The following is a 26,391-nucleotide window of genomic DNA, read 5'->3' as shown; positions in this document are numbered from 1 at the left end:
GTCATTTTGTCTGATTTGATGCATGATTATGGGTTAAAAGGAAAGGTGCCTGGGCGAAACTACGTTCAGTCTCTACCTAAATACATTACTTTGTGTGAGCGCAATTATTTGCGCGCTTTAAAGGTAATCCCCAATGAAGAGGTGGGCGCCCAGTGTCAAATTAAAATCGGCTCTATGGATTTTTATATTATTGTTGATAGCGTTGCGAAATATACGACAGACATTACGATTCGCCAAAAGCACGGCTTAAGTAGCCATATTGGTGAATTTGAATTGGCGGTGCGTCTATATCATGATGCCCAAGTCGCGGAAGTTGTGCAGCACAACTATCATCAAAAGGTTAAACCATCATATCGCTACCCCAACCCTAATATGCACCATAAAGATGAAAAATATCAGCTGAATGCATTTTTAGCAGATTGGCTTATTGCGTGTGTTGAAAATGGTCGAGTGCCATTAAATTGGGATGTTAATAATGGGCTGGTTTAACGAAAAATATGCGTTTAACCAAGCACGATTGCGCATTGCCCACGTTACCGATACACACTTGTTCGCCAATATTCATGGTGAGTATTTTGGTGTGAATACTGCGCAGCATTTCAGAGGCGTTTTAGAGGCCTTGTCACAGCAACAGGTAGATGCTGTTATCTTTGGTGGTGACTTGACACAAGACCACACTTTTGAATCGTACGAGTTGTTTGCTCAGTTGTTGGCGGACTCCAATTTGGAGTGCCCGCTCTTTTGGTTACCAGGCAACCATGATGAGATTGACTACTTGTCAAAAATCAGCCAAGGCCAAATTCAGCATGCCAAGTGTTTGGCGTTTGAGTTAGGTCAAATACTGCTTGTAAATAGTAAAGGGCCAACACCTGCTGGTTGGGTTGAAAGCACGCATTTATGTGAAATAGAAGCGGTTGCTAAGGTGCCTAGTTTGGTATTCTGTCATCACAACCCTCTATCAATCGATGGCTATCTTGATAAACATATGCTGGAAAATGGGCCTCAGTTACTCAATAGATTGATACAAACAGAGCACGTATTAAACGTGTTTCATGGCCATGTTCACAATGAATATGAGTTTATGTTTAGAGGTATTAAGATTTATGCTACACCCGCGACGTCCATTCAGTTTTCCAAGCATACCGAGCAGTGGCAACAAGAAAATTTAGGTGCGGCATATAGGTTGATTGACTGGTCTCAGCAAGGTATACACACAGAGGTTAAATGGCTCGAAAGATAATTTATATTCACGGTTTTAATAGTTCAGAGAAATCTTATAAAGCACAGCAATTTGGCGAGTTTTGTCGCGACCGTTGTGAATATATTACCCCTCGCTTACATTTTGACCCCCGTATTGCTATGTTACAGCTTGAACAACTGATAGATGATGACAGTGCATTGGTGGGCAGTTCGTTAGGTGGATTCTATGCGACAAATTTGTCAGAACGTTTTGGTCTAAAGGCTGTTGTCGTTAACCCTGCGGTTAGGCCGGATAAATTGTTATGGGATTACCTCGGAACTCAGTATAATCCCTACCAAGATATACATTATGAGCTTACAGGGGAGCATGTATTTGCACTGCAACAAATGTATGTAAAACAGCTTACGACTCCAAGCAATATTTTGTTATTGCAGCAAACTGGTGACGAAGTGTTACCCTATCAAGAAGCGGTGGAGTATTACTGTGACTGCCCATCAAAAATTGAATTTGGTGGAGACCACAGTTTCATGAATTTTGAAAGGCACTTTAATCGCCTCGCCAATTTTCTTAAAATTAACTAAAACAGAAAGAAATAACTTAGTCAGTAGCATTTATGAGTGAGCAAAATTATAACGCAGAAGCCATAGAGGTGTTAAACGGCTTAGAGCCAGTTAAACGCCGCCCTGGCATGTATACAGACACCACTCGACCTAACCATTTGGGTCAAGAAGTTATCGATAACAGTGTTGATGAAGCATTGGCCGGTCATGCGAGTAAAATTGACGTAATTTTGCATGAAGATAACTCGTTGCAAGTCATAGATGATGGCCGTGGTATGCCTGTGGATGTTCACCCTGAGGAAGGTATCCCAGGTGTTGAACTGATTTTAACTAAACTTCATGCCGGCGGTAAGTTTTCTAATAAAAACTATCAATTCTCCGGTGGTTTGCATGGTGTGGGTATCTCGGTTGTAAACGCGCTTTCGACGCGTGTTGAAGTGACCGTAAAGCGTGACGCACAACAGTTTGAAATTGCTTTCGAAAATGGTGATAAGGTTCAAGATTTAGAAGTGACCGGTAGTGTAGGTAAGCGCAACACCGGAACCTCTGTGCAATTTTGGCCAGATGCTAGCTATTTCGACTCAGCCAACTTCTCTTTGACCAAGCTTAACCATCTACTCAAGGCAAAAGCTGTCTTATGTCCCGGTTTACGCATTCGATTTATCAATAAACAAACCAAAGAAACCCAAGAGTGGCATTATGAGTCCGGCTTACAAGATTACTTAAGTGACAGTGCCAAAGATTTAGAGGTGCTGCCAAAATCGCCATTTACAGGAAGCTTTAGCGGCTCTACGGAAGGGGTTGACTGGGCACTGCATTGGTTACCCGAAGGCGGAGAGTCAATCGCTGAAAGTTATGTAAACTTGATCCCAACCGCCCAAGGTGGTACGCATGTCAATGGATTAAGGCAAGGCCTGTTAGAGGCGATGCGAGAGTTCTGTGAATTCCGTAATTTGTTGCCTCGTGGTGTCAAACTCACCCCAGATGATGTTTGGGATAAGTGTAGCTATGTGCTGTCGGTCAAAATGCAGGATCCACAATTTGCAGGCCAAACAAAAGAAAAGCTCTCTTCTCGCTCATGCGCAACGTTTGTATCGGGTATTGTAAAAGACGCGTTTAGTCTGTGGTTAAACGAACACACGGATACAGCAGAGCTACTGGCTGAACTTTGTATCAGCAACGCTCAGAAGCGACTGCGCGCTGCAAAAAAAGTAGTCCGCAAAAAAGTGACGAGCGGTCCGGCATTACCCGGCAAGTTAACGGATTGCTCAGGTAGTGAAACCGAGCGTTCAGAAATATTTTTAGTAGAGGGTGATTCAGCTGGTGGATCGGCAAAGCAGGCTAGAGATCGAGAGTTTCAAGCTATTATGCCGTTGCGTGGTAAGATCCTAAATACATGGGAAGTCGATTCAGGTCAGATTTTGGCTTCTCAGGAAGTACATGATATTTCAGTGGCACTGGGAATAGACCCCGACTCTGCGGATTTATCGACACTGCGTTATGGCAAAGTATGCATACTCGCGGATGCGGATTCGGATGGCTTGCACATCGCTACGTTGTTGTGCGCACTATTTGTAAAGCATTTCCCGACGTTAGTCGAAGCGGGGCATGTGTACGTCGCAATGCCACCGTTATTCCGTATTGATGTGGGCAAAGAGGTATATTACGCACTAGATGAAGATGAAAAGCGTGGCATATTGGACCGCATTGAAGCTGAGAAAAAACGCGGTAAAGTAAACGTGCAACGATTTAAAGGTTTGGGTGAAATGAACCCAATGCAGCTACGCGAGACTACGATGGATCCCAACACCCGCCGTTTGGTTCAGCTCACTTTAGACGAGCAAGAGAAAACGCTGGAGATGATGGATATGCTGTTGGCGAAAAAGCGCTCCGGCGACCGCAAAGCTTGGTTAGAGCAACATGGCGACAAAGCCGAGGTATAACAAGAAGTAAGGTGTGTCATGACTGATCCACAAGCCCTGTCATTGCAGGGTATAGAACAATTACCAATGGGGCGCTTTACTGAAGACGCCTACTTGAATTACTCCATGTACGTGATAATGGATAGGGCATTGCCGCATATTGGTGATGGATTAAAACCCGTTCAACGTCGTATCGTGTATGCGATGAGTGAGTTAGGCCTATCCGCAGCCGCAAAGTATAAGAAGTCTGCGCGTACGGTCGGTGACGTGCTGGGTAAGTACCACCCGCATGGTGACAGCGCATGTTATGAAGCCATGGTATTAATGGCGCAGCCTTTTTCCTACCGATATCCGCTAGTTGATGGACAAGGTAACTGGGGTGCAGCCGACGACCCTAAATCATTTGCCGCAATGCGTTATACCGAAGCGCGTTTATCAAAATTTTCAGAAGTACTATTAAAAGAACTCGGTCAAGGAACCGTGGACTGGGTACCTAATTTTGACGGTACGATGAAAGAGCCACAGGTACTGCCTGCACGTTTGCCACATATTTTATTAAATGGGGTGACTGGTATTGCTGTTGGTATGGCGACCGATATTCCACCGCACAATGTCAACGAGTTGGCCACAGCATGTTGTATGTTGTTGGATAAACCTAAAACGACGTTAGAGGAACTCCTTGAGGTCGTACAAGCGCCTGATTACCCGACCGAAGCTGAAATCATCACGCCAAAAGATGATATTCGCAAAATCTATACAACAGGGCGTGGCTCAATCAAGATGCGTGCTGTGTATCAAGAAGAGCAAGGCGAAATCGTTATTACGGCATTGCCACACCAAACCTCTGGTGCAAAAGTGCTTGAGCAAATTGCTGCCCAGATGACAGCCAAAAAGTTGCCAATGGTTGCTGATTTACGCGATGAATCGGATCATGAAAATCCAACGCGTATTGTCGTAGTACCACGTTCAAACCGTGTTAAAGCCGAACCATTGATGGCGCATTTGTTCGCGACAACCGATCTTGAGAAAAACTATCGTGTAAACCTCAATATGATTGGGTTAGATGGCCGTCCACAGGTTAAAGATTTACAACAGATCCTTTCCGAATGGCTGATATTCCGTCGTGAAACCGTACGCAGAAGACTGCAATATCGTTTAGATAAAGTCTTGGCGCGTTTGCACATTTTAGAAGGCTTGATGGTCGCTTTCTTAAACATCGATGAAGTAATTGAGATCATTCGTAACGAAGAAGATCCAAAGGCTGAGTTGATGTCTCGTTTTGGATTATCTGAAACACAAGCTGAAGCAATTCTGGACTTAAAACTACGCCACCTCGCTAAGCTAGAAGAGATGAAGATCCGTGGCGAACAGGATGAACTCTCTAAGGAACGTGACAAACTAGAGTTAACGCTTGGCTCTGAGCGACGTATGTCGACGTTGATGAAAAAAGAAATTCAAGAAGCGGCAGAGCTATACGGAGATGAAAGGCGTTCGCCTGTTATTGAAAGGCAAGAAGCTAAGGCTTTAAGCGAAAAGGATTTGATCCCATCTGAGGCCGTAACTGTGGTGCTGTCCGAAAAAGGTTGGGCACGCTTTGCCAAAGGTCACGAAATTGATGCTGAGGGCTTAAATTATCGTTCAGGTGATAGCTATAAAGCGTCTGCTAAGGGTAAGAGCAATCAGCCAGCGGTCTTTTTAGACAGCTCGGGTCGCGCTTTTGCGACAGATGCGCACAGTTTACCGTCTGCGAGAAGTCAGGGCGAACCAATGACAGGTCGCTTTAATCTTGCTGCCGGGACCAACTTTGAGCATGTCGTTATGGGCGAAGAGCAAGAGCTGTACTTAATGGCCACAGATGGTGGCTATGGCTTTATTGCTGAATTTTCAGATTTAGTGAGCAAGAATAAAAATGGTAAAGCGTTAGTAAGCATTCCAAAAGGGGCTGAATTGATGGCACCAATTGCTGTTAATGATGTCGCGACAGATCGTCTGATGGCAATTTCGAATGAAGGTCGTATGCTACTGTTCCCGCTCAGAGACTTACCCAAATTGGCCAAAGGAAAAGGGAACAAGATTATCTCTATCCCAAGCGCCAAAGTGCAGGCAAGAGAAGAGTTTGTAAAAGTACTTGCCGTGGTCCCTGAAGGGCGCGCTGTGACACTCTATGCGGGCAAACGTAAGCTCACTCTAAAACATTCAGATCTGGAACACTATTTCGGAGAGCGTGGTCGTCGGGGTAATAAGCTGCCCAGAGGCTTACAGCGAGTTGATAACTTTGAGATTGAGTTTATAGCAACCGAAGACACCGATATTGAAGGTGATGCAGAAGCGTAAATCATGAGTATAGTGGCGGGTCAATTGGCCCGCTTTCTTTTTGTAACCCCCTCTCATTGTAGGCGAGTAAATTGTCATCAGATCCTCGTCAATCTGTCATTTTGCAGTAAAAACCCTGATGTATGACAAGCAATTTCTATCCGACTCGGCTAGAATACACGGTTATAAGTTATTCTTGTTCAGAGTGACACCGATTTAAGGTGGCACTCGCACTGACAATACGGGGTTTTTATGTCTGAGAAGTGCTACATTACGGCGCAACAGCTACTAGAGGATTCTTTCCGTCTAGCGGCTCAAGTTTATGAAGATGGGTTCCGTCCTGATTTTATCATTGGTATTTGGCGAGGGGGCGCACCTATTGGGATCGCAGTGCAAGAGTATTACGATTACAAAGGCATTGAAACTGATCATATCGCTGTTCGTACATCTTCTTACTATGGTATTGGCCAGCAGTCTAAAGAAATTAAGGTACATGGTTTACATTACATTATCGAAAATGCCAATGCTGGTGACTCACTGTTGATTGTAGATGACGTTTTTGACTCTGGACGCAGCATTTATGCGTTACGTGAAAAACTGGAAGAGTTGATGCGTTTAAATCTGCCAAAAGATATTCGTGTCGCTTGCCCGTATTACAAGCCGACTAACAAGAAAGTCCCTATGACGCCAGACTACTATATTCATGAGTCGGATGAATGGTTGGTATTTCCGCACGAGCTCTCTGGGTTAACGCCAGATGAGTTAATTGCTGGAAAGTCAGATCTGGCTAACATCAAAGATTTGTTTACTAAGTAATTGCTGAACTACACATATGAGCCGTCGAAAATTCATGTTTTCGGCGGCTTTTTTATGGCTGCGCATAAGTGCATTTGTTACACTCCAGCCATTGTGATTTATGCCTATTTTGTATGACAGACTACCAATCAATTTTAGAGCGTACTGTGTCCCATGTGCAGCCTTTTTTAAGGCAGGGTCAGGTCGCAGACTATATTCCCGCTTTGGCTGAGCAGCAATTGGGACAGTTTGCGATAGCAATTCAAACCCAAGCTGGTGAAACTTATTGTGCAGGGGCCTGTGATGCCAAGTTTACGGTACAATCAGTCTCCAAGGTGATGACTTTGACGCTCGCTTTACAGCGTTATGGAGATGAATTGTGGCAAAGAGTTGGCAAAGAGCCATCTGGCACGGCATTTAACTCTCTTACTCAACTTGAGTTTGAAAATGGCATTCCTAGAAACCCGTTTATTAATGCCGGTGCGATTGTGACTTGTGATGCGTTGTACTCTCGTTTGAGTGCACCTATTCACACAATGCTTGAAAGCTATCGCATGCAAACAGGTAATCCAAAGTTATCAATTAATAAAGTCGTTGCTCAGTCGGAATATGAACACCGATATCGCAATGCTGCGATGGCTTATTTAATGAAATCATTTGGTAATTTTAGTAATGAAGTAGAAGAAGTGCTTTGGTCGTACTTTAACTTCTGTGCCATTGAGTTAAATGTCGCTGAGTTGGCAAGGTGCTTTTCATATCTCTCTAACAGTGGTGTCTGTACCCAGACAGATCAACAAATATTGCCAGCAAAGCAAGTAAAGCAATTGAACTCGTTGCTATTTACCAGTGGGCTTTATGATGCGGCAGGTGACTTTGGTTACCGTGTTGGTATGCCGGGTAAATCTGGTGTTTCTGGTGCAATAATTGCCGTAGTGCCAGCACGTTTTACTATCGCGGTGTGGTCGCCGGGGCTTGATAAAGTCGGGAACTCTGTAGCAGGGATCGCGGCGTTAGAATTTCTAGCTGAAGAGCTCGGCACAGCGATTTTCTAACGCCTAGCAAAGCGCGATATGTATCGCGCTTTGTGTTCTATTGATCCCAGTAAGATTGCTCTAGCGAGTCTTCTCTTTCTGGGAGGCCGCGAGACAGCCTAGGTGAGTGTTGCACTAATACTTCGAAACTTGCGCGATTAGCATACTTACTAATTTGCGCTAGCGAAGAGTAAGTGATTGCTGCTTGCTCATGTTTTGCCGAGTTTGGCACGTTTAAACGATGATAAACATTGGCTGATAAGTCGTGTAATACAGCTGCTAATGCACAGTCTCCTGCGCCATTGGTATTTTTAATCGTATCTGGCCCACCCATGTAAGGGGCAGTATGGCTATAGACACGAACAGGTTTATTGCAGTGCGACTTACGCATTGCGCGAGAAAATTCATAGCGGTTAAATTCAGGGATCGCACCCGGTAAAAGCGGGTACTCTGTTTCGCGCTTCATCTCGTCTTCAACATAACCTGCCATATAGAGTCCAGTTGGGCCCGCAGTACATATCACCAAGTCTACCCAGTCCAGTGCTTTATCAGCAGCCATAAGTGGGTCGTCAAAGCCCGTGATAGCTTCGCCTTCCTCTTCATTCATAGCAAGAATGTCGACGTGTTTTTCGACAAACTCAGCCCACCACTGCGGGTCTTGTTCGATCAAGAATTTAGTACCAAGAGTCAGTACTACAGGGACACCTGCTTGGTTTGCATACTCGACAGCTTGCATGGTCGCTTTAGTCATGGTTTCATCCCCTTTGGTACGCATTAAGTACGCGCTGATCACCAAAGCTGATGCATTCTCAATTAATGACTGACTAATCGATTCAGGTTTCAAGTAGTTCATCAAACCAGCACTGATGGCAAAGGTTCTTTCACCACTGTCATCGATCAGGGTGAAGCAGCGACCAATTGGACCAGCCACTGGCTGCAAGTGATCTAAGTCGACTCGGCTAGACGTATTACATAAAAACTTGTACGCATAGCTGCCTATCTCAATGCTCTCACTCATAACGCCTAGCAAAACCGAGCGGTCATCTGCTAAAACTGAGTAGTTGTGCATCGTGTTACCAATGGTGCCGCCAGCAAATTCGTAATCAATCATGTCATCACGCTTCAAACGCTCGTAGAGCGCATTGGTGACATCATTGTCTATGACTTGTGACATACCGCGTTGGAGATGAAATTCATCTAAAAACGCTTGATCGACTTTGGCTTCAATATCGACAACGATTTGATCAATGCCGCAAATGTAGTTGCGCTTTAAGCGATCTTCAGCATTTAAGTGGTTGATAAGTGGGTCCTTATCTTCCACAGGAAAATAATGTTTATGCCTACGGTGTCCCGGAAATTTCATGTTTTACCCGTGTGTTGTGAGCTCATTAAATAAAAAAAGCGGCGAATTATAGCCTAATTTTATATTGCGGAGCCATGGTAATTTGGTAATTTTAGCAATAATTCTGTAACCAAGCGGTTTCTGCGATGGAAGCTGGTATACTAAAGCCCAAATTTACGTTGCTATTTTATGTATGACTATCGAAGAGCAAGATGAGTACTGGATGCGCTTAGCGCTGAGCTATGCAGATAAAGCCGAAGCCGAAAATGAGATCCCTGTTGGTGCCGTGGTTGTGCAAGATGGTGAACTGATCGCAGCCGGCTGGAACCGCTCAATTGGGCATCATGACCCATCGGCACATGCTGAGATGATGGCGATTCGTGAAGCTGGGAAAAAAATTCAAAACTATCGACTTATTGATTGCACTTTATATGTGACATTGGAGCCTTGCCCTATGTGTGCAGGTATGTTGGTGCATGGTCGGGTAAAGCGAGTGGTTTATGGCGCAAGTGATGCGAAAACTGGTGCCGCGGGTTCGGTCATGAATTTGTTGCAAGAACAACAATTAAACCACCAGCCAGAAGTAACCTCGGGTGTACTAGCACAAGCGTGTGGAGAGAAGTTATCAAATTTCTTTAAACGCAGACGGAAAGAGCATAAAGCGGCGAAAAAAGCGCGTCAGTCACATCAAACTAATACGGCTCAAGGTTGAGCCGCTTTGGTGTCTGCCGCAAGCTGAAGTAGTGAATATATACGGCGGCGCAATAGAATTTTCTTGTGGATGTTTTTAAGCATAACTCGGCGACGATTCGGGTTGGTGTTGCGAGTGTTGCGTTTAAATTGATGAGTTCGACGTCTTCTAAGCATCAGAACCTCCTTTGTGAGAGAGAAAAAACTTACGCGTGACAGAAATACCTGCTTATTGTGACAGGCTTATGACAATGATGCTGGGATGCAATTTATTCGCCGGAACTGAAAGGTAGCGCCCCGTTTTCGTCTAACCAGACCAGAGCGTCAAAGTAGCGACGTATGTTATCAACGTAATGTACCGCAACATCGCCACGCGCATATCCATATCTTGTGCTTCGATAGTAGCGCTTTTTTGTCAACAGTGGTAGTCGTTTTTTAACATCAGCCCAGCTGTTTGGATCGCCCCCTTGTTGTACCGTTAATTTCAGTGCATCACGCACATGCCCCATACCTACGTTATACGCAGCTAGTGCCAACCAAGTTCTATCTGGGTTACTGACGCCATCGGGAACACGAGAGATTAAATTGGCAAGATAGCGGGCACCACCACGAATATTTTGCTCGGGCTTTAATCTGTGTTTAACGCCGACACTTTTGGCGGTACTTTGCGTGAGCATCATAATGCCTCGCACGCCAGTTGGCGACTTGGCTCTGGGGTTCCACATTGATTCTTGGTAACTGAGTGCTGCAAGTAGTCGCCAATCTAAGTCATATTGCTTTGCGTATGTCATAAACCACTCGGCATATTTGGGTAAGGTTTGTTTGCTCGCTTCAACAAAAGCGACGGTATTGACATAATTAAAGCGGGTTACATGGCCGAAATATTTTTCTTCTAAGGTGGCTAACTGACCATTGTTTTGCATTGTCGCAAAAAAAGGCATCAGCAAAGCGTACAGGGAGTCGTCAGCTTGGCGCTTCATGACCCAAGCAATAGGATCTGATTGTGTAACTGAAAACGCGATGCTTAGATTGGGATGGTAGCGTCTGAAGAGTGCCAAGGAATGTGAGTCTACGATTGTATAATCAATCTCTTCATTGAGAATACCCAATAGGAGTTCTTCCTGATCGAGTAGGGTGGTTGTCTGCCACTTTAAGTTAGGGTTCTCTACTTTCGCTTCTTGTAGGGATAACAAATGATGACTGTTTGCAAGTACAGTCACAGGCGCTTCAAGTTGACCATAGTGTCTAGGCCTTTGTCTGCCTTGTTTGTAGACCAGCTTTTGGCTTATTTCGCGATAATAAGGGCCGAAGCGAAAGGCTTCATCGCGACTTGGGTGAAAGCTTATTCCTGAGGCGACGATATCTATTTGGCCTCGAGCCAAGTTCTCGAAAAGCTTTTCTAAATTGAAAAAAGGAATGACTTCTAATTTTACGCCTAGCTCTTGAGCAAACGCACCTGCCAACTCAAATTCAAACCCTTCTTCATCACTATGGCCTTGGTAATAAGTTGCTGGACCTACTAACATGCCCACTTTAAGCGTATTACTTGCTTTTACTTGTTGTAATTGATTAGGGGGCGTTTTGTCGCAACCACCGAGTAAAATGCTTAACAAGCAAAACGTAACTAAGTTAATGAACCTAAAAATTACCATACCCACCCTGATTCTGTTTATTTCTGAGTCCTTAAATGCCTTTGTAAGCTATCTCGTTAGAAGTTAAAAAACAAAAGGTAAAGACCAAAATGCATCCTCTCAATTGTATGCTCGCAGTTATATGGAAATTTGTGAAGTGGGTTTTTTTCGATAAATGACAATTTTGAGTTAAATCTGTGCGTCAATTCGACTATAATAGCGGCCCAAAATATCGTTCAATCCTTAACCCCGGATGAAATATCTATGTTAATCCTACGTGGTGCACCTGCACTTTCTGATTTTAAAGTCCAAAAGATACTTAAAAGCTGCGCGGATGCAGAATTACCTGTTACTGGTGTTTATGCAGAGTTCATGCATTTTGCTGACTTAACTGCTGAACTGACAGACGCAGAGTTAGATAAACTGAGCAAGCTGTTAAAGTATGGGCCAACTGCTGTTGAGCATACGCCAGAGGGCGCACTGGTATTAGTGACTCCTCGCCTCGGTACTATTTCACCATGGGCATCAAAAGCGACCGATATCGCTAACAACTGTGGTCTTAATAAGGTACACCGTGTTGAGCGTGGTATCGCTTATTATGTTGAAGGCGACCTAAGTGCTGCGCAACTGAATGACGTGTCTAAGCTACTTCATGATCGTATGACTGAGTCTGTACACAGCCAATTAGAAGATGCGGGTCAATTATTCCGTGTTGAAGAGCCTCGTCCAATGTCATCAGTAGACATTCTAGGCGGTGGCCGTGAAGCGCTTGCAACGGCAAACGTAGAGCAAGGTTTTGCACTCGCGGATGACGAAATCGACTACCTAGTTGAGAACTTTCAAAAGCTAGGCCGTAACCCGAACGACATCGAGCTATTTATGTTCGCACAGGCGAACTCTGAGCACTGTCGTCACAAGATTTTCAACGCCGATTGGACAATCGACGGTGAACAGCAGCCTAAATCGCTGTTCAAAATGATTAAAAATACCTATGAAACGCACCCGGAAAACGTACTGTCTGCATACAAAGATAATGCAGCTGTGATGAAGGGGTCTGAAGCGGGTCGTTTCTTCCCGAATAAAGAAGGTGAGTACAGCTACAATCAAGAGAACATCGAAATCTTGATGAAGGTTGAGACACACAACCACCCGACTGCGATAGCGCCATTCTCTGGTGCATCGACAGGCTCTGGTGGTGAAATTCGTGACGAAGGCGCAACAGGTCGCGGTTCTAAGCCAAAAGCAGGCCTAGTTGGTTTTACCGTATCGAACCTTCGCATTCCTGGTTTTGAGCAGCCGTGGGAAACAAACTTCGGCAAACCTGGCCGTATCGTTAATGCACTAGATATTATGATCGATGGCCCTCTAGGTGGTGCGGCGTTCAACAACGAATTTGGTCGTCCTAACCTACTAGGTTACTTCCGTACTTACGAAGAAAAAGTGAACAGCCACAACGGTGAAGAAGTTCGTGGTTACCACAAGCCAATTATGCTGGCAGGTGGTCTTGGTAACATCCGTACTGAGCATGTTCAAAAAGGTGAAATCCCAGTAGGTGCTAAGCTAGTCGCTCTAGGTGGTCCTGCGATGAACATTGGTCTTGGTGGTGGTGCTGCGTCATCAATGGCATCAGGTCAGTCAAACGAAGACCTAGACTTTGCTTCTGTACAGCGTGAAAACCCAGAGATGGAACGTCGTTGTCAGGAAGTTATCGACAAGTGTTGGCAGCTAGGTGACGAAAACCCAATCGCATTTATCCACGATGTGGGCGCGGGTGGTCTTTCAAACGCATTCCCTGAGCTGGTAGACGATGGTGGTCGTGGCGGTAAATTCCAACTACGTAACATCCCGAACGATGAGCCGGGCATGGCACCACATGAGATCTGGTGTAACGAATCACAAGAGCGTTACGTACTTGCTGTAGCAGCTGAAGACTTTGACCGTTTTGAAGAGATCTGTAAGCGTGAGCGCGCGCAGTACGCCGTGATCGGTGAAGCAACAGAAGAGCGTCACTTAACGGTTGCGGACAGCCACTTCGACAATAACCCGGTAGATCTGCCGCTTGAAGTATTACTTGGCAAAGCACCTAAGATGCACCGTGACGTTGAGTCAAAGCAAGTTGAAGGTGAAGCACTTAAAACAGATAGCATCGACGTAGAGGAAGCCGCTAAGCGTTTACTTCGTTTACCGACTATCGCTGAGAAAACATTCCTTATCACGATTGGTGACCGCACGGTAACAGGCTTAGTAGCACGTGACCAAATGGTTGGTCCTTGGCAGGTACCAGTGGCAAACTGTGCTGTAACGGCAGCCGCGTTTGATACTTACCACGGTGAAGCCATGTCAATGGGTGAGCGCACCCCCGCGGCACTTTTAAACTACGGTGCATCAGCACGTTTAGCAGTTGCAGAAGCGCTAACGAACATCGCTGGCGCAAACATTGGTGGCCTTGAGAATATCAAGCTATCTGCAAACTGGATGGCAGCTGCGGGTCACCCGGGTGAAGATGCCGGTCTTTACGAAGCCGTTAAAGCGGTTGGTGAAGAGTTATGTCCTGCACTTGGTCTGACTATCCCAGTTGGTAAAGACTCGATGTCAATGAAGACGAAGTGGGAAGAAAATGGTGAAAACAAAGAAGTTACTGCGCCACTTTCTCTTGTTATCACTGCATTTGGCCGTGTAGAAGACATCCGTAAAACGGTCACGCCTCAGCTTCGCACTGAAAAGGGCGACTCAAGCCTAATTTTAGTTGACTTAGGTGCAGGTCAAAACCGCATGGGGGCATCAAGTCTTGCGCAGGTATACAAGCAGCTTGGTGATAAAACGCCAGATGTTGATAGCCCTGAGTTACTAAAAGGCTTCTACAACGCAATGCAGGCGCTAGTCGCTGATGAGAAGTTACTTGCTTACCACGACCGTTCAGATGGTGGTTTATTCACAACCGTTGCTGAAATGGCTTTTGCAGGTCGCACAGGTGTAACTGTAAATCTTGATAGCCTAACAGGTTCTGACATCGAAGCACTTTACAACGAAGAGCTAGGTGCGGTCATTCAGGTTCGTAACGACGACCTCGCAGCAGTTGAAGCTATTTTAGCTGACAACGGCCTTGCGGCAATTAGCCACACTATCGGTGCACTAAACACTGAAGACAAAGTAATCTTCAACCGTGGTGGCGAAGCTGTACTTGCGAATACACGTACTGAGCTACGTACTATTTGGGCTGAAACAACTTATAAGATGCAAGCACTTCGTGATAACCCTGAGTGTGCTAAGCAAGAGTTTGATGCCAAATTTGACGAAAAAGACCCTGGTCTTAACGTAAAACTAAGCTTCGACCTAAACGAAGACGTAGCTGCACCTTATATTGCAACGGGTGCTAAGCCTAAGATGGCAATCTTACGTGAGCAAGGCGTAAACTCACACGTTGAAATGGCAGCAGCATTTAACCGTGCAGGCTTTGCAGCAGTAGATGTACACATGAGTGACATCCTTGAAGGTCGCCTAACGCTAGAAGAGTTCAAAGGCCTTGTAGCATGTGGTGGTTTCTCTTACGGTGACGTACTAGGTGCTGGTGAAGGTTGGGCTAAGTCAATTCTATTCAATGACATGGCACGCGACCAGTTCCAAACATTCTTTGAGCGTCAAGACACGTTCAGCTTAGGTGTGTGTAACGGTTGTCAGATGTTATCAACATTGAAAGAACTTATCCCTGGTACTGAACACTGGCCTCGTTTTGTAACCAACAAGTCAGAGCGTTTTGAAGCGCGTTTCAGCCTTGTTGAAGTACAAGAAAGCCCGTCAGTCTTCTTCCAAGGTATGGCTGGCTCTCGTATGCCAATCGCAGTATCTCACGGTGAAGGTCATGCTGAGTTTGCAAATGACGCGGCAGTGAAAGCGGCGCTTGAGTCTGGCACGGTCGCGGTCCAGTACGTTGATAACTTTGGTCAGCCAACGACACAATACCCGAACAACCCGAATGGTTCACCAGAGGGGATTACTGGTATTACATCAACGGATGGTCGTGCAACAGTTATGATGCCACACCCAGAGCGTGTATTCCGCGCAGTTGCTAACTCTTGGCACCCAGATGAATGGAAAGAGGATAGCCCTTGGATGCGCATGTTCCGTAACGCCCGTAAGAACGTTGGGTGAGACTGAACCGAAACGAAGTTTCGAACGCTTTTCAAGGAAGAAAGTGACTGCATAACGCACCGGGGTGCAGCGTCAGGACGAATTAGTCTGCGCTGCCTCAACTAGATTATTGAAAAGGTCACTTCGGTGGCCTTTTTTATTATTTAGAGAAAAACGACCTCTAGGTGGTGAAATCGACGATAAGAGTGAAGCGAAGTGGGTTCATCAGTTCACAGCTGCAAGGGAAATTCGTTTTAGTGCCAAACCTGTCAGGTTCAAAAAGTGTATTGTCGCTTAAATCGAAGGTAGCTAATGGAACTAATAATAAAAAATATGTATTTTTGATGTTAAAATTCGTTATAAATAATCGAAACAAAAACATTAAAATTTAGAAGGGTATATTCTCTAGTAGGCTAGTTTAATATATTATATCTAAGGTTTTTAGCATTGGCTTTATGTTAAATTGGTTTTGGTTAATTCAGGTTTTAAATTTATGAAGTTTTTTTTGATCAGTGCGCTCATGGCGTTTATCTCGTTTTCATCTTTTGCTGCGTCTCCAGAAAGGTTTAATAGTAAAATTTCGGCAGTACTCGCCAATAGTGATGGTGATGTCTTAATTCAAGTTGAAGGGGTGAATGAGTGGTTGAGCCTTGGCAAAGCTGATAATCCAAAGACGCAAGCCATGATGTCTATCGCATTGGCTGCAAAGGCATCAGGCGCTTCAGAGATGTGGGTACGTTGGACTACAAATATTGACCCTAATCATCATCCAAAATACAAAAAAGTGATGATAATGAGCTACAATCATTAATCTATTTATAGCTGATTGGAGTGAGCTAATCATGAGCTTACAATATCAGCTACCTCGATTTAGCTTGTAGTATCGCTATACCTATCTTAGGCCGCTTTGCGGCTTTTTAGTTTTCGTTGATAGGTAGGTCATTTTAAAGTTGCATGTAAAATAATTAATTTCCTTTATTTCTGATAAAAAAGTTCAACTATTTAATAGTCACTTTTTAGCTTATATGAATTTAAAGGGTGCTGATTCATATACTTTAAAATAGTGTGTTGTATAAATTAACAGCGCCTGTTATTCATGTCAGGTATGGGGCTTACATGTTGCTCTCAATAATTTGAGGTGGCTGATTAAAATGGGGCTAAATTAGCGACTTCATTGTGACCTTATTAAATAAAACGAAGATCTTTAAGTGGCTTACAGATCTTCGCTGCATTCGATTTTACAACTTCTTACTTAGTTCTACATTACATTGCCGCAATGATGGCTTAAACTAACAGCCTTAAGTCGCCAAATTATCTAGGAACGAATGCGCCGCAACTTTTTCTTCGTAGCGATGGCTTTGCTACTCACTGTCTTTATTACTCTTGCCTTTCGGGTACCACTCAGCCTGGCGATTGCTCAGTACTATCTACCTCAAGGGCAGCTCACTTGCTTAGATTGGTCACTATCTGGGTTTAAAGAGATAACTGTTGATGAAGTATGCTTTGAGAATGATGCCGTTTTGGTGACTGGTAAGGGCATTACACTCACACCACAGTATTTGAAAGTTGGCGTTTTAGAGGTCGATCATAAAATGCAACAACCCAGCACTCAAAACAATGTGATGCACAAACTCGATTTACCACTCCCAGAGCGGCGACCACTTTTGAATGTGGTCCAATTGAATATTGATTCACCCACGTTGAACAAGCGTTTAAAATTATCAGTTGCAGAGGTGCGGTTAAACGAGTTTGCAGTTACTGGCGATGTGGTTGCGCAATTAGAAATATATAAAGATAAAGTAATCGCTCAGCTGGCACTGCACGGTAAAGCTTTTGAGGGCTATTTACCGGAAGATGTTGAGAAGCTTGCAGGTAACCTGAACCTAACGACAGATGGGGTAATGATTGAATACGATACCAATATTGAGTTGGGTGCAAGTTATCAAAAAGATGCACAATGCGCGATCGGGTTTTTAGCAGAAGGCCAGATAATTGGGACATGGGACCTAAACGACAAGCAAGGTCAATTAAACCTGTCTGAATTACCGATAATGGTAGATTTAGCCAATTGTGCCGATTTTGCCAATGTGCAGTCGCGTATGCCTGAAGGTGTATTTGGTGAACAATGGCAAGTCGCAGTTGGGCCAAAGGTTGAAGTGAGTCAGTCGGAAGTTGCGTTACCCAAAATAACGTTTGTAGACTTGGGCAACGATTCTACTGTTCAAATTCAGTCTTCTGTATTCAAGTTTGATAATCGAATGGCTAAAGGTCGTCTCAGCGTTAATCATCACACAGCGGCTCTGGGGCTAGTCGCATTACAATCTTCTTTCCTTTACGAACCACAGACGTTAACCATATCTGGTGATTGGATAGTCAGTAATGCATTATTTGCACTGCCTAACAACTTCCAGGTTGAGGATCTAGTGAGTCAAGGGGCTTTCAAATTAGTGGGTGATCCCTTGCAATCGCTAACCGTCGAACTTAACTCTCAAGTTATTGCCAGTAAGGTCACCGTACAGGATACACAGTTTGATAATACTGAGCTCAGCGTGACAGCTACGTCAGTGCTTCATCCTGAGAAATTTGGTCAACACGAATATTTACCTATAGAAATCAGTGACCTTACGACCCAATTCAGTGGACAAAGGTATAAATTGCAAGCGTTGTCTGGTAAGTACATCCTACTACAAGCTCAAGCAAGGCTTAGTGAGTTTGGTGAGTTAACAGCCAATACGGAAGTGGATATTGGATCGTTCAAGATGAAAGATATCCGCGGCAAAGATGTTAATCAAACATCTTCTATCTCAGGAACGGTGACAAACAATGCATTTACCGCCCAAGTTGATGGGGAAATGCATTTAGGGTTAATCGCCAATCCGCAGCTGTCTTTTCGTGACACCGTATTGACGACCTTTGGCAGCATCCAAGACACAGTTAAACTTCAGCATGTCGCGCATCTTGATGACTTTGAATTTAGCATTGACCACATTCTGGATGGTGAGCTAAATGAGGTATCTGTGAAGGTCCCGGAGCAGAGTTTTATGGCCCTGCAGCCTATCGTGAGTCAGTTGGCACCTCAACTGCAATTAAGTGAGGGGTTAATATCAGCAAAGTTAAGTGGTGATTTGTCAGCTCAAAGCTATCAATTTGAAGCAGCTTTACAAGGGGGGGGAGTTTTATACGACTCTCACTATCTCAATGGTATAAATTTACCTATTGTGGGTAAGCTTGAGCAGGGACAATTAGTACTGTCAGAAACCGCGCTTGATATCGCAGAGGTACGCTCTGGTGCTGTGCTTACAGATGTGTCAGCAAAGTTAATGTCAAAGGATAAAAGCCTGACTTTAAATGATATTCGAGCGGTAATTTTTGATGGGGAAATCACGGCGCAGCAGATTAATTTGTCTGGCGGCGACCAAAGCTTCTCAATCGAAGCACATAATTGGGATCTTGCGCTCATCTCTGAAGCGGGAAAAAGCGCCGGTGTTGAACTTCAAGGGAGAGTATCAGGTCAGTTGCCAGTCACCATTGAGCAGGGCGATATATCAATTACGAATGGCAAATTAACGAATATGGATGTGGGGTTACTACGTATAGAGAACAATGAATCTGTGGAAGCTTTGAAATCACATCAAGCGGGTATAGATACCGCGTTCAGTTTGTTGGAAAACTTAGAAATAGAGAAGTTATCGAGCGATGTTGCTTTGTCACCAGACGGTTGGTTAGATTTAGCTGTAGAAATAGCTGGTGTGAATGAGCAGGCAAAGCAACCGATAAATTTTAATTACACACATAGTGAGAATATATTTCAGTTGTTTAGAGCGTTACGCTTAAGTGATGAGATAACGAATGAAGTAGAGAAAGCACTCAATAAATAGGAGCAAGAAAGCATGAAATGGATGCTAGCCTTGATGCTGGTTGTGTTAACGTCAGCATGCACACATAAAGTGCAGGTAGAGACGAAAGAGCCAATTACCATCAATTTGAACGTTAAAGTGGATCATGAGATCCGTGTAAAAGTAGATAAAGAGCTAGATGATCTGTTTAGCGAAGACAGTGAATTATTCTAAGGGAGCCGGAACATGAAAGCTAAAATGATTTTGACAACAATTGCAGCAGCATGCCTGAGCTTTTCAGTGATGGCTATGTCCATTAATGAAGCGAAAACACAGGGGTTGGTTGGTGAAAATTCAGCGGGCTACTTAGGAGTGATCAAGGGGTCAGCTGAAGTGAAAAAGCTTGTCGCTGAGATCAACAGAAAGCGTAAAGCGAAGTATCAACAGTTGGCTAAGAAAAACAAAATTAGCTTGGCACAAGTTGAAAAGCTAGCGGCAGAAAAAACTTACAAAAAAACGTCGTCTGGCCATTTTATTCAAGTAAATGGTAAGTGGGTTAAGAAATAGGTATGTCGCAGCGCCAATTAGGCGCTGCTTCACCTTCACCGCGCTATTTTGTCGCTTTACATTGCGATAGCAGTTGTTGCCAGAAAGCTTCCCCTTTTCGCCTGGCTAGCCGAATATTATTGTCGGGAATAGACTCCGGGTCATCATACTGCTCTAGAGCTAGAGCCATACTCTCTTCTCGGATAAGGTGCAGCGTAGGAAAAGGAGCGCGATTGGTGTAGTTGGCAGGGTCGGCATCATCACTGTCGGCAAAGATATAATCAGGGTGGAAATTGGCGAGTTGATATTTACCTTCAAACCCTTGTGCACAAAGCATGGCATTGGCAAGATCAACAAGGTCCAAAAAATCGTCAAACATTTTAAAACCCTCTGAAAATATCAGCAGGGTAGTTTCTCGCTCAGGGAGGCTGTTTAACTCAAAACACTCATTTAACATCTCCATTACTGCATCTTCATGTGATACCACGGAGCTAACTTGATAGTGGATGGTTTGTTGTTCCACCTCTTTTCTCGCAAATGGGCAAAAGTTGTATTTTACAATCACTTTACTTACCCAGTTTTGCATCGCATTAATAACGTGCTCAGACATTTACTGCTCCACTAATGAGTCGATAACGTTAAGGGTACGGTTAATCGCCCCTTGGTTTTTTGCTAAACAAGTATGCGCATTGTTTCCCAGCACTTTAGCGGCTTGAATATCGCTTAAATAGGAGATGATCTGTTCACCGAGTTGTTCTTTATTATGGCAGATGATAGCCCCTTCCATTGCGACTAATTCAGGGTATATATGCGAAAAGTTGTAAGTACTTGGTCCACTGAGCACACCGACAGCACTGGCGGCAGCTTCAAGAGGGTTATGGCCTCCACGTTCAATGAGACTACCACCTATAAACGCAATTGTTGCACTGCCGTAAAGAAACTTGAGTTCACCAAGTGTATCAGCCAGCAGAACCTGACAGCCTTTATCGTAGGTGTTACTGCGGCGGCTATATTTTATTTTAGATTGAGCAAGTAAGTCTGCGACTGGTTCAAATTGCTCTGGGTGGCGTGGTGCTATAATCAGTAATGTATTTGGGTGCTGATTAAGTATCGATTGGTGTGCAGCAATGACTTGCTCATGTTCATTTGGGTGTGTGGAACCCGCTATCCAAACTGGCCTGTTGCCAATTTGTGCTTTTAACGCGTCTAACTTGAGTTTGTCTCCATCGTCGATGTGGATATCAAACTTGATCGAACCCGTGGATTGCATCCGACTCGCGTCAAGCCCTAGATCAATAAATCGGCGACCATCCTCTTCGTTATGACTGGCTAATACATCTATATGTTGCATCATTTGACGGCTCAAGGAGGCAAAACGTTTATAACCTAGATATGATTTTTCGGATAGGCGTGCATTGACGACAGTTATGGCGCAATGATTTTTCTTTGCATAGTAAAACAAGTTAGGCCAAAGCTCGGTTTCTAGAACAATTAGCAGCTTGGGCTTAACCGTTCTAATGAATTTTTTTGCAGCAAATGCAAAATCTATCGGTAAGTAACACAAATCAACAGCGTCACCAAACTGTTTTTGAATTTCAGCCCTGCCTGTCGGTGTATTGCAAGTGATCAATATCCGTTCATTTGGGTGAGCATGGAGAACACGCTTTATAAGTGGTGATGCGGCCAACACTTCACCTACCGAGGCGCAATGGATGACGATTGAATTTTTTGCTGCGTTTCTTTGGACAACGCCGAACCTTTCGCCAAAGTGAGATCTATAACCTATGTTTCTCTTTCCCCTAATTTGATAAAGGTAAAAGGCAATAAATGGGCTAAGTAATAGCAGCAGCAGGGAATATAGGTATCTAGTCATAACGATTGGCAAATAATAAAAGAGTATTCTAACCCGCAAAGAGGGTAATGAAAATTGCTATAACAATTTTACACATTACCGGACGTGCTCAAAAGCAGTAAATTTGCTAGTATGCGTGCCCTGTTGTGATTTCGAATGAATTAAAATGTGGTCAACTTATAAAAGCGTATTATTTGCTGTTTCTTTTTTAGGGCTTAGCTCGACAATGGCACTCGCAATGCCGACGGCTTATTTACCGATTGGTAAAGATAAGATACTTGAGTATCAAATTGAAAAAATGTTTACTTTGACTGCCATTACACCAATGAGCAAGCCATATCGCATTACAGAAATAAATCAGCATATAGTAAAGCTTGGTAAGATAGACCCTGCGCTTCAAGCGAGTATTCGATCACGTATCGCACCATATCTAGAGCGAGATGCTATCACTCGCCGTGGTGTCAAATTACGTATTGACTCTGGTGAGGAACAAAAACTTGCCAATGATAGAGGTAATCACTCGAGTGAATATGCTGAGTTGTCTTTAGATGGCATTTACAGAGGAAGCGATAACACGCTAATGCAGCTTGGCGTAGAGTATCGCGTGGAGTCGGGGAAGCTCGTGCCTTATAATACTTTCTATGCACTAGGCGGGGAAAATTTGCAGCTTAATTTAGGCTACAAAGAGCACTGGTTTTCGCCGTTTAAGCATTCTGCACAAGTATATTCAACTAATGCCCAGTCTCCATTGTCGGTTTCGGTAGGTTTTAACTCGCCACTTAAAAACTGGTGGAACTTTGATTTTGAACTGTTTTATTCCGAGTTAGAGCATGTTGAAAAGGGCATTGACTATCAAAAACAACTTCACGATGGCACACCAAGACTAGCAGGTACACACATTAGTATTGAGCCCTTGCAAAACTGGAAGATCGGTTTAAACCGTGTTATGCAATTTGGTGGTGGGCCAAGAAAAGTGGCATTCAAAGATGTTGTGAAAGCGTATGTTGATCCCGCTGGAAATGATAACAGTGGGCTGACAGGAAGTACCGATAGTGAACTAGGCGACCAATGGGCTACGGTTACCACGTCCTTTAAGACAAATTGGGCAACACCAATAGAGTGGTATATTGAGCATGGTGGAGAAGACACCCGTGAACATAAAAACTACTTGTTTGGTAACTCAGTAACCAGCTTTGGTGCGTATGTACCTAAACTGACACAAGACATTTCACTCAGATACGAATACTCAGATATCAGTGAACAATGGTATACCCACCATATTTATCCAACTAAAGGAAATAGCATCGATGATTTTATTTTGGGTCACTTTGCTAGCAACCATCGTAACTTTAATCATGGTGTCGCAACCACTAGTCAAGTATTAGAAGTTAATTACCATGAAAGTTTAGACTCAATGTGGAGCCTTCAGTTGACCGCAGTTGAAAATCAAAATGACGACAAATTTGAATATAAGAAAATGAATGAGCTTAAATTGTCGAACTCGAGAAAAGTAGATAGTTACCAAGTAGAAACGAGCCTTACTTTAGGTAAAGATGTGTATGGTGAGAATTACACTTGGCTTTCAGTCAATGTATACTGGTAACACACGGGTAATGATAAAAGTTAGGTCCACTCTTTGGACTAGTAACAATATTAAGGATCACTATGTCAGTTAATGACCAAATAGCAAACAGCTACTTAGACAGCTTAAACCGCCATATGGCACTGTTTTCTAATATGGCAAACTACCATGAAGAGTCAGTGGAATTGCTCAGGCAGTGTCAAAAAACACTGCAAGCAGGCGGAAAAGTCATTTGGTTCGGCAATGGCGGTAGTGCCGCTGATGCACAGCATTTGGCAGCAGAGTTTGTAGTACGCTACAAGTTAGAGCGTGGGCCGCTGGCTTCAATTGCACTGACAACTGATACATCTATCTTGACGGCGCACAGTAACGACTATCATTTCAATACTGTTTTCGAAAGACAAGTTCAGGCGCTTTGTAAGCCAGAAGATCTAGTGATTGGCCTAACAACTTCGGGTACAAGTGAAAATATTAATTTAGCATTAGCTGCGGCGAATGAGATAGGTGCATACACAGTAGCATTGACAGGTCGTCAAGGTGGTGTCGTAAAAGACATCGCTAAGTTACCGATTATAATTAATTTCGACGAAACTGCTAGAATACAAGAAGCACACATGTTTATTGGACATTGGTTATGTGAAGCTGTTGATTTACTTATTTCGGAGCAAAATAAATGAATCTAAGTGCCTTACAGAATCTTCATAGCGCCAATATTCTGGTAGTCGGCGACGTGATGCTTGATCGATATTGGCACGGAGACACAGGAAGGATCTCTCCTGAAGCACCTGTGCCAGTGGTCAAGGTAAGCAGCTTAGAAGACAAAGCTGGTGGTGCGGCTAACGTTGCAAAGAATATCGCACATCTTGATGGTAAAGTCGGGCTGTTAGGCCTCGTTGGCAAAGACGACAATGGCGCCAAGCTGAATGAGATACTGCAATCCGAAAGTATCGATTCGCAATTGGTTGCTATTGAAACATTACCAACTATTGCGAAAATGCGTGTTATTAGCCGTCATCAACAAGTGGTTCGGTTAGATCTTGAAGAGCCTTTTGAGATTGAACATAGTAAGCTTTTAACCAAGCAATTAGCGGCCGTGATAGACAGGTACGATTTTGTTCTGTTTTCGGATTATAACAAAGGTGCACTAGCTGACATTCAGGAAATGATTCAAATTGCAAAAAGTGCGGGTAAGACGGTGCTTGTCGACCCTAAAATGAGTGATTTGACTGTTTACAGGGGCGCAGATTTTATTACGCCTAACCTAAATGAATTTAAGTTAGTTGGTGGTGATGCAACAACTGAACAAACGTTAACAGACAGTGCTCGAAAGCTTATTTCAGAGTCAGGTATCAAAGCGATGTTACTAACACGCTCTGAGCAGGGTATGTCACTGATCACAGAAACCGAGAAACATGATTTTGCTGCACAAGTATTAGAAGTCAGCGATGTAACCGGTGCCGGTGATACGGTAATCGCGACATTGACCACAATGTTAGGTGCTGGAATGAGCGCCAAAGATGCGGTTGAGATGGCAAATATAGCCGCAGGTATTGTGGTGGGGAAATTGGGTGCTGCGACCGTATCGCCTGAAGAACTCAGCGCTAAATTAGGCCAGTATTTAAGAGATACTGGCGAGCATTATCAAACACCTTTTGAAGATGTATTGCAGCATATTGAGTTTGCCAAGCAAAATGGCGAAAAAATTGTTTTTACTAACGGCTGTTTTGATATTTTACATGCAGGTCATGTGCGCTATCTTGCGCAAGCAAAAGCGATGGGAGATAGGTTAGTTATTGGCCTCAACAATGATGAATCAATCGCAAGATTGAAAGGTGCTGACCGCCCAATAAACCCTCTAAACGAACGCGCAATGGTGTTGTCAGCGTTGGCCTCTGTAGATTGGGTCATCCCATTTGGTAAGGTTGAAGAAAATGATACACCGGCTAATCTCATTGCGTCGATTAGCCCGGATATTCTAGTGAAAGGCGGTGACTATAAAGTCGAAGAAATCGCGGGTGCCGATCATGTTTTGAGTCAAGGTGGTCAGGTAGAAGTCTTATCATTTTTAGATGGTTGCTCGACATCCAATGTGATAAAAAAAGCCCGTTTAACTAAAAGTTAGTTAGTATTCACTTCTTCTTTGTAGGCTTTTATTAAAGTCTGCCAATTTGCATCTGTAAAAAAGAAAGTCGGCCATTTGCCGGCTTCTTTTTTGAAAGATCTATGTAGCCTGTCTATGTTCGCTTTTTGCCACTCTGTATTTTGTGTGCGTATTGCGCCTTTATCAAAGTCGATTAGATAAACTTGGCCTGTTTGGTCAAATAGAATGTTGTTGATATTTAGATCATCGTGATAGACGCCTTCGCGATGGAATTGTGCGATTGTACGTCCAACAGAGGCTAATGCATGTTCAGAGGCGGTTTGTTGTTGCAATATCTCACATAAACTCTGCGCGCCACGCACGGCTTCTGTAATAATGTCTGCGCGATAAATACCTAACTTAACTTCGACATATGCCGCGATGGGTGTTGGCACAGGTAAATTGAGCGCATGCAGCTGTGACAAAAGTTTAAATTCTTGATAAACCCGAGTTTTTTCCAAGCCCGTATAAAGATACTGATCGGATAAAAGCTTACCAATTAAGCCTCCCCGCCAGTAATGTTTTAAGACGGCAACCTTGTCTTCTTTAAGTTTGATAAACCATGCAGCCGCTCTGCCCTGCTTACTGGTTACAATTGCGTCTTGGTCACGCCAGTATTGAACACTAAACCACGCAGAATGAATGTTCAGTGTTGAGTTATCTGGTAACAGCAAGTATTGGTTATTTGTTTTTTCTACCTTGAACATGATTTATTGAACTACAGGAAATATGCCGCAAGTTTAGCGATTTTTTGCCAAGAGTAAAATGCGCAAGTGTTGCAAATCAGAGTGATTAATTTAAGATCAGGCGTTCATTAAATTA

At 43.8% G+C, this 26,391-nt stretch carries 22 protein-coding genes; 16 read left to right on the top strand and 6 right to left on the bottom strand.

Features of this window, described 5'->3' with window-relative positions; all coding sequences use genetic code 11:
• Positions 1–18 precede the first annotated feature (18 nt).
• The 7 genes from A7985_RS16470 to glsB all read left to right on the top strand — a co-directional run bounded on the left by A7985_RS16470 (position 19) and on the right by glsB (position 7,843).
• Positions 19–489, top strand: a complete 471-nt coding sequence (locus A7985_RS16470) for a DUF1249 domain-containing protein (protein WP_065791571.1) — start codon at positions 19–21, stop codon at positions 487–489.
• The gene (locus tag A7985_RS16465; protein WP_065791507.1) at positions 476–1,240 is read left to right on the top strand and encodes a metallophosphoesterase; all 765 of its coding nucleotides are present in this window, start codon (positions 476–478) and stop codon (positions 1,238–1,240) included. Before A7985_RS16470 ends, A7985_RS16465 begins: the two co-directional genes overlap by 14 nt.
• Entirely contained in the window at positions 1,225–1,782 is a 558-nt protein-coding gene (locus A7985_RS16460) for a YqiA/YcfP family alpha/beta fold hydrolase (protein ID WP_065791506.1), read from the top strand. Before A7985_RS16465 ends, A7985_RS16460 begins: the two co-directional genes overlap by 16 nt.
• A gap of 32 nt (positions 1,783–1,814) precedes the next feature.
• Entirely contained in the window at positions 1,815–3,704 is a 1,890-nt protein-coding gene (gene parE / locus A7985_RS16455) for a DNA topoisomerase IV subunit B (RefSeq protein WP_065791505.1), read from the top strand.
• An 18-nt stretch (positions 3,705–3,722) separates the two neighbouring features.
• Positions 3,723–6,017: a DNA topoisomerase IV subunit A gene (parC, locus tag A7985_RS16450; RefSeq protein WP_065791504.1), complete on the top strand. Its 2,295-nt coding sequence runs from the start codon at positions 3,723–3,725 to the stop codon at positions 6,015–6,017.
• Between the two features lie 231 nt (positions 6,018–6,248).
• Positions 6,249–6,812: a phosphoribosyltransferase gene (locus A7985_RS16445; RefSeq protein WP_065791503.1), complete on the top strand. Its 564-nt coding sequence runs from the start codon at positions 6,249–6,251 to the stop codon at positions 6,810–6,812.
• A gap of 113 nt (positions 6,813–6,925) precedes the next feature.
• Positions 6,926–7,843: a glutaminase B gene (gene glsB, locus A7985_RS16440; RefSeq protein ID WP_065791502.1), complete on the top strand. Its 918-nt coding sequence runs from the start codon at positions 6,926–6,928 to the stop codon at positions 7,841–7,843.
• A 37-nt stretch (positions 7,844–7,880) separates the two neighbouring features.
• On the opposite strand, the gene A7985_RS16435 is transcribed toward glsB, so the two are convergent.
• Complete coding sequence (locus tag A7985_RS16435) at positions 7,881–9,185, bottom strand: inosine/guanosine kinase (RefSeq protein ID WP_065791501.1); 1,305 nt, start codon at positions 9,183–9,185, stop codon at positions 7,881–7,883.
• Positions 9,186–9,357: 172 nt separating this feature from the next.
• Between A7985_RS16435 and tadA the strand changes: the two genes are divergently transcribed.
• Positions 9,358–9,876, top strand: coding sequence for a tRNA adenosine(34) deaminase TadA (gene tadA, locus A7985_RS16430; RefSeq protein ID WP_065791500.1), 519 nt, complete (start codon positions 9,358–9,360; stop codon positions 9,874–9,876).
• Here tadA and A7985_RS26545 read toward each other — a convergent pair.
• Positions 9,867–10,031: a hypothetical protein gene (locus A7985_RS26545; protein WP_176716759.1), complete on the bottom strand. Its 165-nt coding sequence runs from the start codon at positions 10,029–10,031 to the stop codon at positions 9,867–9,869. The genes tadA and A7985_RS26545 overlap by 10 nt on opposite strands.
• 92 nt (positions 10,032–10,123) lie before the next feature.
• Positions 10,124–11,506, bottom strand: coding sequence for a membrane-bound lytic murein transglycosylase MltF (gene mltF / locus A7985_RS16425; protein WP_065791499.1), 1,383 nt, complete (start codon positions 11,504–11,506; stop codon positions 10,124–10,126).
• Between the two features lie 243 nt (positions 11,507–11,749).
• Between mltF and purL the strand changes: the two genes are divergently transcribed.
• From purL to A7985_RS16395, 5 genes are all read left to right on the top strand, one after another.
• Complete coding sequence (gene purL, locus A7985_RS16420) at positions 11,750–15,634, top strand: phosphoribosylformylglycinamidine synthase (RefSeq protein WP_065791498.1); 3,885 nt, start codon at positions 11,750–11,752, stop codon at positions 15,632–15,634.
• Positions 15,635–16,106: 472 nt separating this feature from the next.
• The gene (locus A7985_RS16410) at positions 16,107–16,424 is read left to right on the top strand and encodes a hypothetical protein (protein WP_065791496.1); all 318 of its coding nucleotides are present in this window, start codon (positions 16,107–16,109) and stop codon (positions 16,422–16,424) included.
• Between the two features lie 514 nt (positions 16,425–16,938).
• Positions 16,939–19,491 carry an intermembrane phospholipid transport protein YdbH family protein gene (locus tag A7985_RS16405; protein WP_065791495.1) on the top strand — a complete coding sequence of 851 codons (2,553 nt, stop codon included), beginning with the start codon at positions 16,939–16,941 and terminating at the stop codon, positions 19,489–19,491.
• A 12-nt stretch (positions 19,492–19,503) separates the two neighbouring features.
• Entirely contained in the window at positions 19,504–19,683 is a 180-nt protein-coding gene (locus A7985_RS16400; RefSeq protein WP_065791494.1) for a YnbE family lipoprotein, read from the top strand.
• 12 nt (positions 19,684–19,695) lie between these two features.
• Complete coding sequence (locus tag A7985_RS16395) at positions 19,696–20,016, top strand: YdbL family protein (RefSeq protein ID WP_065791493.1); 321 nt, start codon at positions 19,696–19,698, stop codon at positions 20,014–20,016.
• 43 nt (positions 20,017–20,059) lie between these two features.
• Here the strand turns inward: A7985_RS16395 and A7985_RS16390 are convergent, their stop codons facing one another.
• Both A7985_RS16390 and waaA read right to left on the bottom strand, forming a co-directional pair.
• On the bottom strand, positions 20,060–20,605 hold the full coding sequence (locus A7985_RS16390) for a DUF1415 domain-containing protein (protein ID WP_065791492.1): 546 nt from the start codon (positions 20,603–20,605) through the stop codon (positions 20,060–20,062).
• The gene (waaA, locus tag A7985_RS16385) at positions 20,606–21,868 is read right to left on the bottom strand and encodes a lipid IV(A) 3-deoxy-D-manno-octulosonic acid transferase (protein ID WP_065791491.1); all 1,263 of its coding nucleotides are present in this window, start codon (positions 21,866–21,868) and stop codon (positions 20,606–20,608) included. It abuts the gene before it with no gap.
• Between the two features lie 145 nt (positions 21,869–22,013).
• Between waaA and A7985_RS16380 the strand changes: the two genes are divergently transcribed.
• The 3 genes from A7985_RS16380 to hldE all read left to right on the top strand — a co-directional run bounded on the left by A7985_RS16380 (position 22,014) and on the right by hldE (position 25,551).
• Complete coding sequence (locus A7985_RS16380; protein ID WP_065791490.1) at positions 22,014–23,450, top strand: capsule assembly Wzi family protein; 1,437 nt, start codon at positions 22,014–22,016, stop codon at positions 23,448–23,450.
• A 62-nt stretch (positions 23,451–23,512) separates the two neighbouring features.
• A complete protein-coding gene (locus A7985_RS16375; RefSeq protein ID WP_065791489.1) occupies positions 23,513–24,106 on the top strand; it encodes a D-sedoheptulose-7-phosphate isomerase in 594 nt (197 codons plus the stop codon).
• A complete protein-coding gene (gene hldE, locus A7985_RS16370; RefSeq protein WP_065791488.1) occupies positions 24,103–25,551 on the top strand; it encodes a bifunctional D-glycero-beta-D-manno-heptose-7-phosphate kinase/D-glycero-beta-D-manno-heptose 1-phosphate adenylyltransferase HldE in 1,449 nt (482 codons plus the stop codon). Before A7985_RS16375 ends, hldE begins: the two co-directional genes overlap by 4 nt.
• On the opposite strand, the gene A7985_RS16365 is transcribed toward hldE, so the two are convergent.
• Positions 25,548–26,276, bottom strand: a complete 729-nt coding sequence (locus tag A7985_RS16365; RefSeq protein WP_065791487.1) for a 3-deoxy-D-manno-octulosonic acid kinase — start codon at positions 26,274–26,276, stop codon at positions 25,548–25,550. The genes hldE and A7985_RS16365 overlap by 4 nt on opposite strands.
• Positions 26,277–26,391: the final 115 nt, after the last annotated feature.

The organism is Pseudoalteromonas luteoviolacea (genome assembly GCF_001696455.1).
In the GTDB taxonomy this organism is placed as follows: domain Bacteria; phylum Pseudomonadota; class Gammaproteobacteria; order Enterobacterales; family Alteromonadaceae; genus Pseudoalteromonas; species Pseudoalteromonas luteoviolacea_C.
The sequence above is the reverse complement of the archived record's forward strand: the minus strand, read 5'-3'. Positions and strand labels throughout refer to the sequence as shown.

Coding starts and splice junctions, on each gene's coding strand:
- A7985_RS16460 (WP_065791506.1), top strand. CDS start 1,225: ATGGCTCGAAAGATAATTTATATTCACGGTTTTAATAGTTCAGAGAAA.
- A7985_RS16470 (WP_065791571.1), top strand. CDS start 19: ATGCATGATTATGGGTTAAAAGGAAAGGTGCCTGGGCGAAACTACGTT.
- A7985_RS16410 (WP_065791496.1), top strand. CDS start 16,107: ATGAAGTTTTTTTTGATCAGTGCGCTCATGGCGTTTATCTCGTTTTCA.
- A7985_RS16380 (WP_065791490.1), top strand. CDS start 22,014: ATGTGGTCAACTTATAAAAGCGTATTATTTGCTGTTTCTTTTTTAGGG.
- tadA (WP_065791500.1), top strand. CDS start 9,358: ATGACTATCGAAGAGCAAGATGAGTACTGGATGCGCTTAGCGCTGAGC.
- parE (WP_065791505.1), top strand. CDS start 1,815: ATGAGTGAGCAAAATTATAACGCAGAAGCCATAGAGGTGTTAAACGGC.
- A7985_RS16435 (WP_065791501.1), bottom strand. CDS start 9,185: ATGAAATTTCCGGGACACCGTAGGCATAAACATTATTTTCCTGTGGAA.
- A7985_RS16395 (WP_065791493.1), top strand. CDS start 19,696: ATGAAAGCTAAAATGATTTTGACAACAATTGCAGCAGCATGCCTGAGC.
- hldE (WP_065791488.1), top strand. CDS start 24,103: ATGAATCTAAGTGCCTTACAGAATCTTCATAGCGCCAATATTCTGGTA.
- A7985_RS16390 (WP_065791492.1), bottom strand. CDS start 20,605: ATGTCTGAGCACGTTATTAATGCGATGCAAAACTGGGTAAGTAAAGTG.
- purL (WP_065791498.1), top strand. CDS start 11,750: ATGTTAATCCTACGTGGTGCACCTGCACTTTCTGATTTTAAAGTCCAA.
- A7985_RS16365 (WP_065791487.1), bottom strand. CDS start 26,276: ATGTTCAAGGTAGAAAAAACAAATAACCAATACTTGCTGTTACCAGAT.
- A7985_RS16400 (WP_065791494.1), top strand. CDS start 19,504: ATGAAATGGATGCTAGCCTTGATGCTGGTTGTGTTAACGTCAGCATGC.
- A7985_RS16405 (WP_065791495.1), top strand. CDS start 16,939: ATGCGCCGCAACTTTTTCTTCGTAGCGATGGCTTTGCTACTCACTGTC.
- mltF (WP_065791499.1), bottom strand. CDS start 11,506: ATGGTAATTTTTAGGTTCATTAACTTAGTTACGTTTTGCTTGTTAAGC.
- glsB (WP_065791502.1), top strand. CDS start 6,926: ATGACAGACTACCAATCAATTTTAGAGCGTACTGTGTCCCATGTGCAG.
- A7985_RS16445 (WP_065791503.1), top strand. CDS start 6,249: ATGTCTGAGAAGTGCTACATTACGGCGCAACAGCTACTAGAGGATTCT.
- A7985_RS26545 (WP_176716759.1), bottom strand. CDS start 10,031: ATGCTTAGAAGACGTCGAACTCATCAATTTAAACGCAACACTCGCAAC.
- A7985_RS16465 (WP_065791507.1), top strand. CDS start 476: ATGGGCTGGTTTAACGAAAAATATGCGTTTAACCAAGCACGATTGCGC.
- A7985_RS16375 (WP_065791489.1), top strand. CDS start 23,513: ATGTCAGTTAATGACCAAATAGCAAACAGCTACTTAGACAGCTTAAAC.
- parC (WP_065791504.1), top strand. CDS start 3,723: ATGACTGATCCACAAGCCCTGTCATTGCAGGGTATAGAACAATTACCA.
- waaA (WP_065791491.1), bottom strand. CDS start 21,868: ATGACTAGATACCTATATTCCCTGCTGCTGCTATTACTTAGCCCATTT.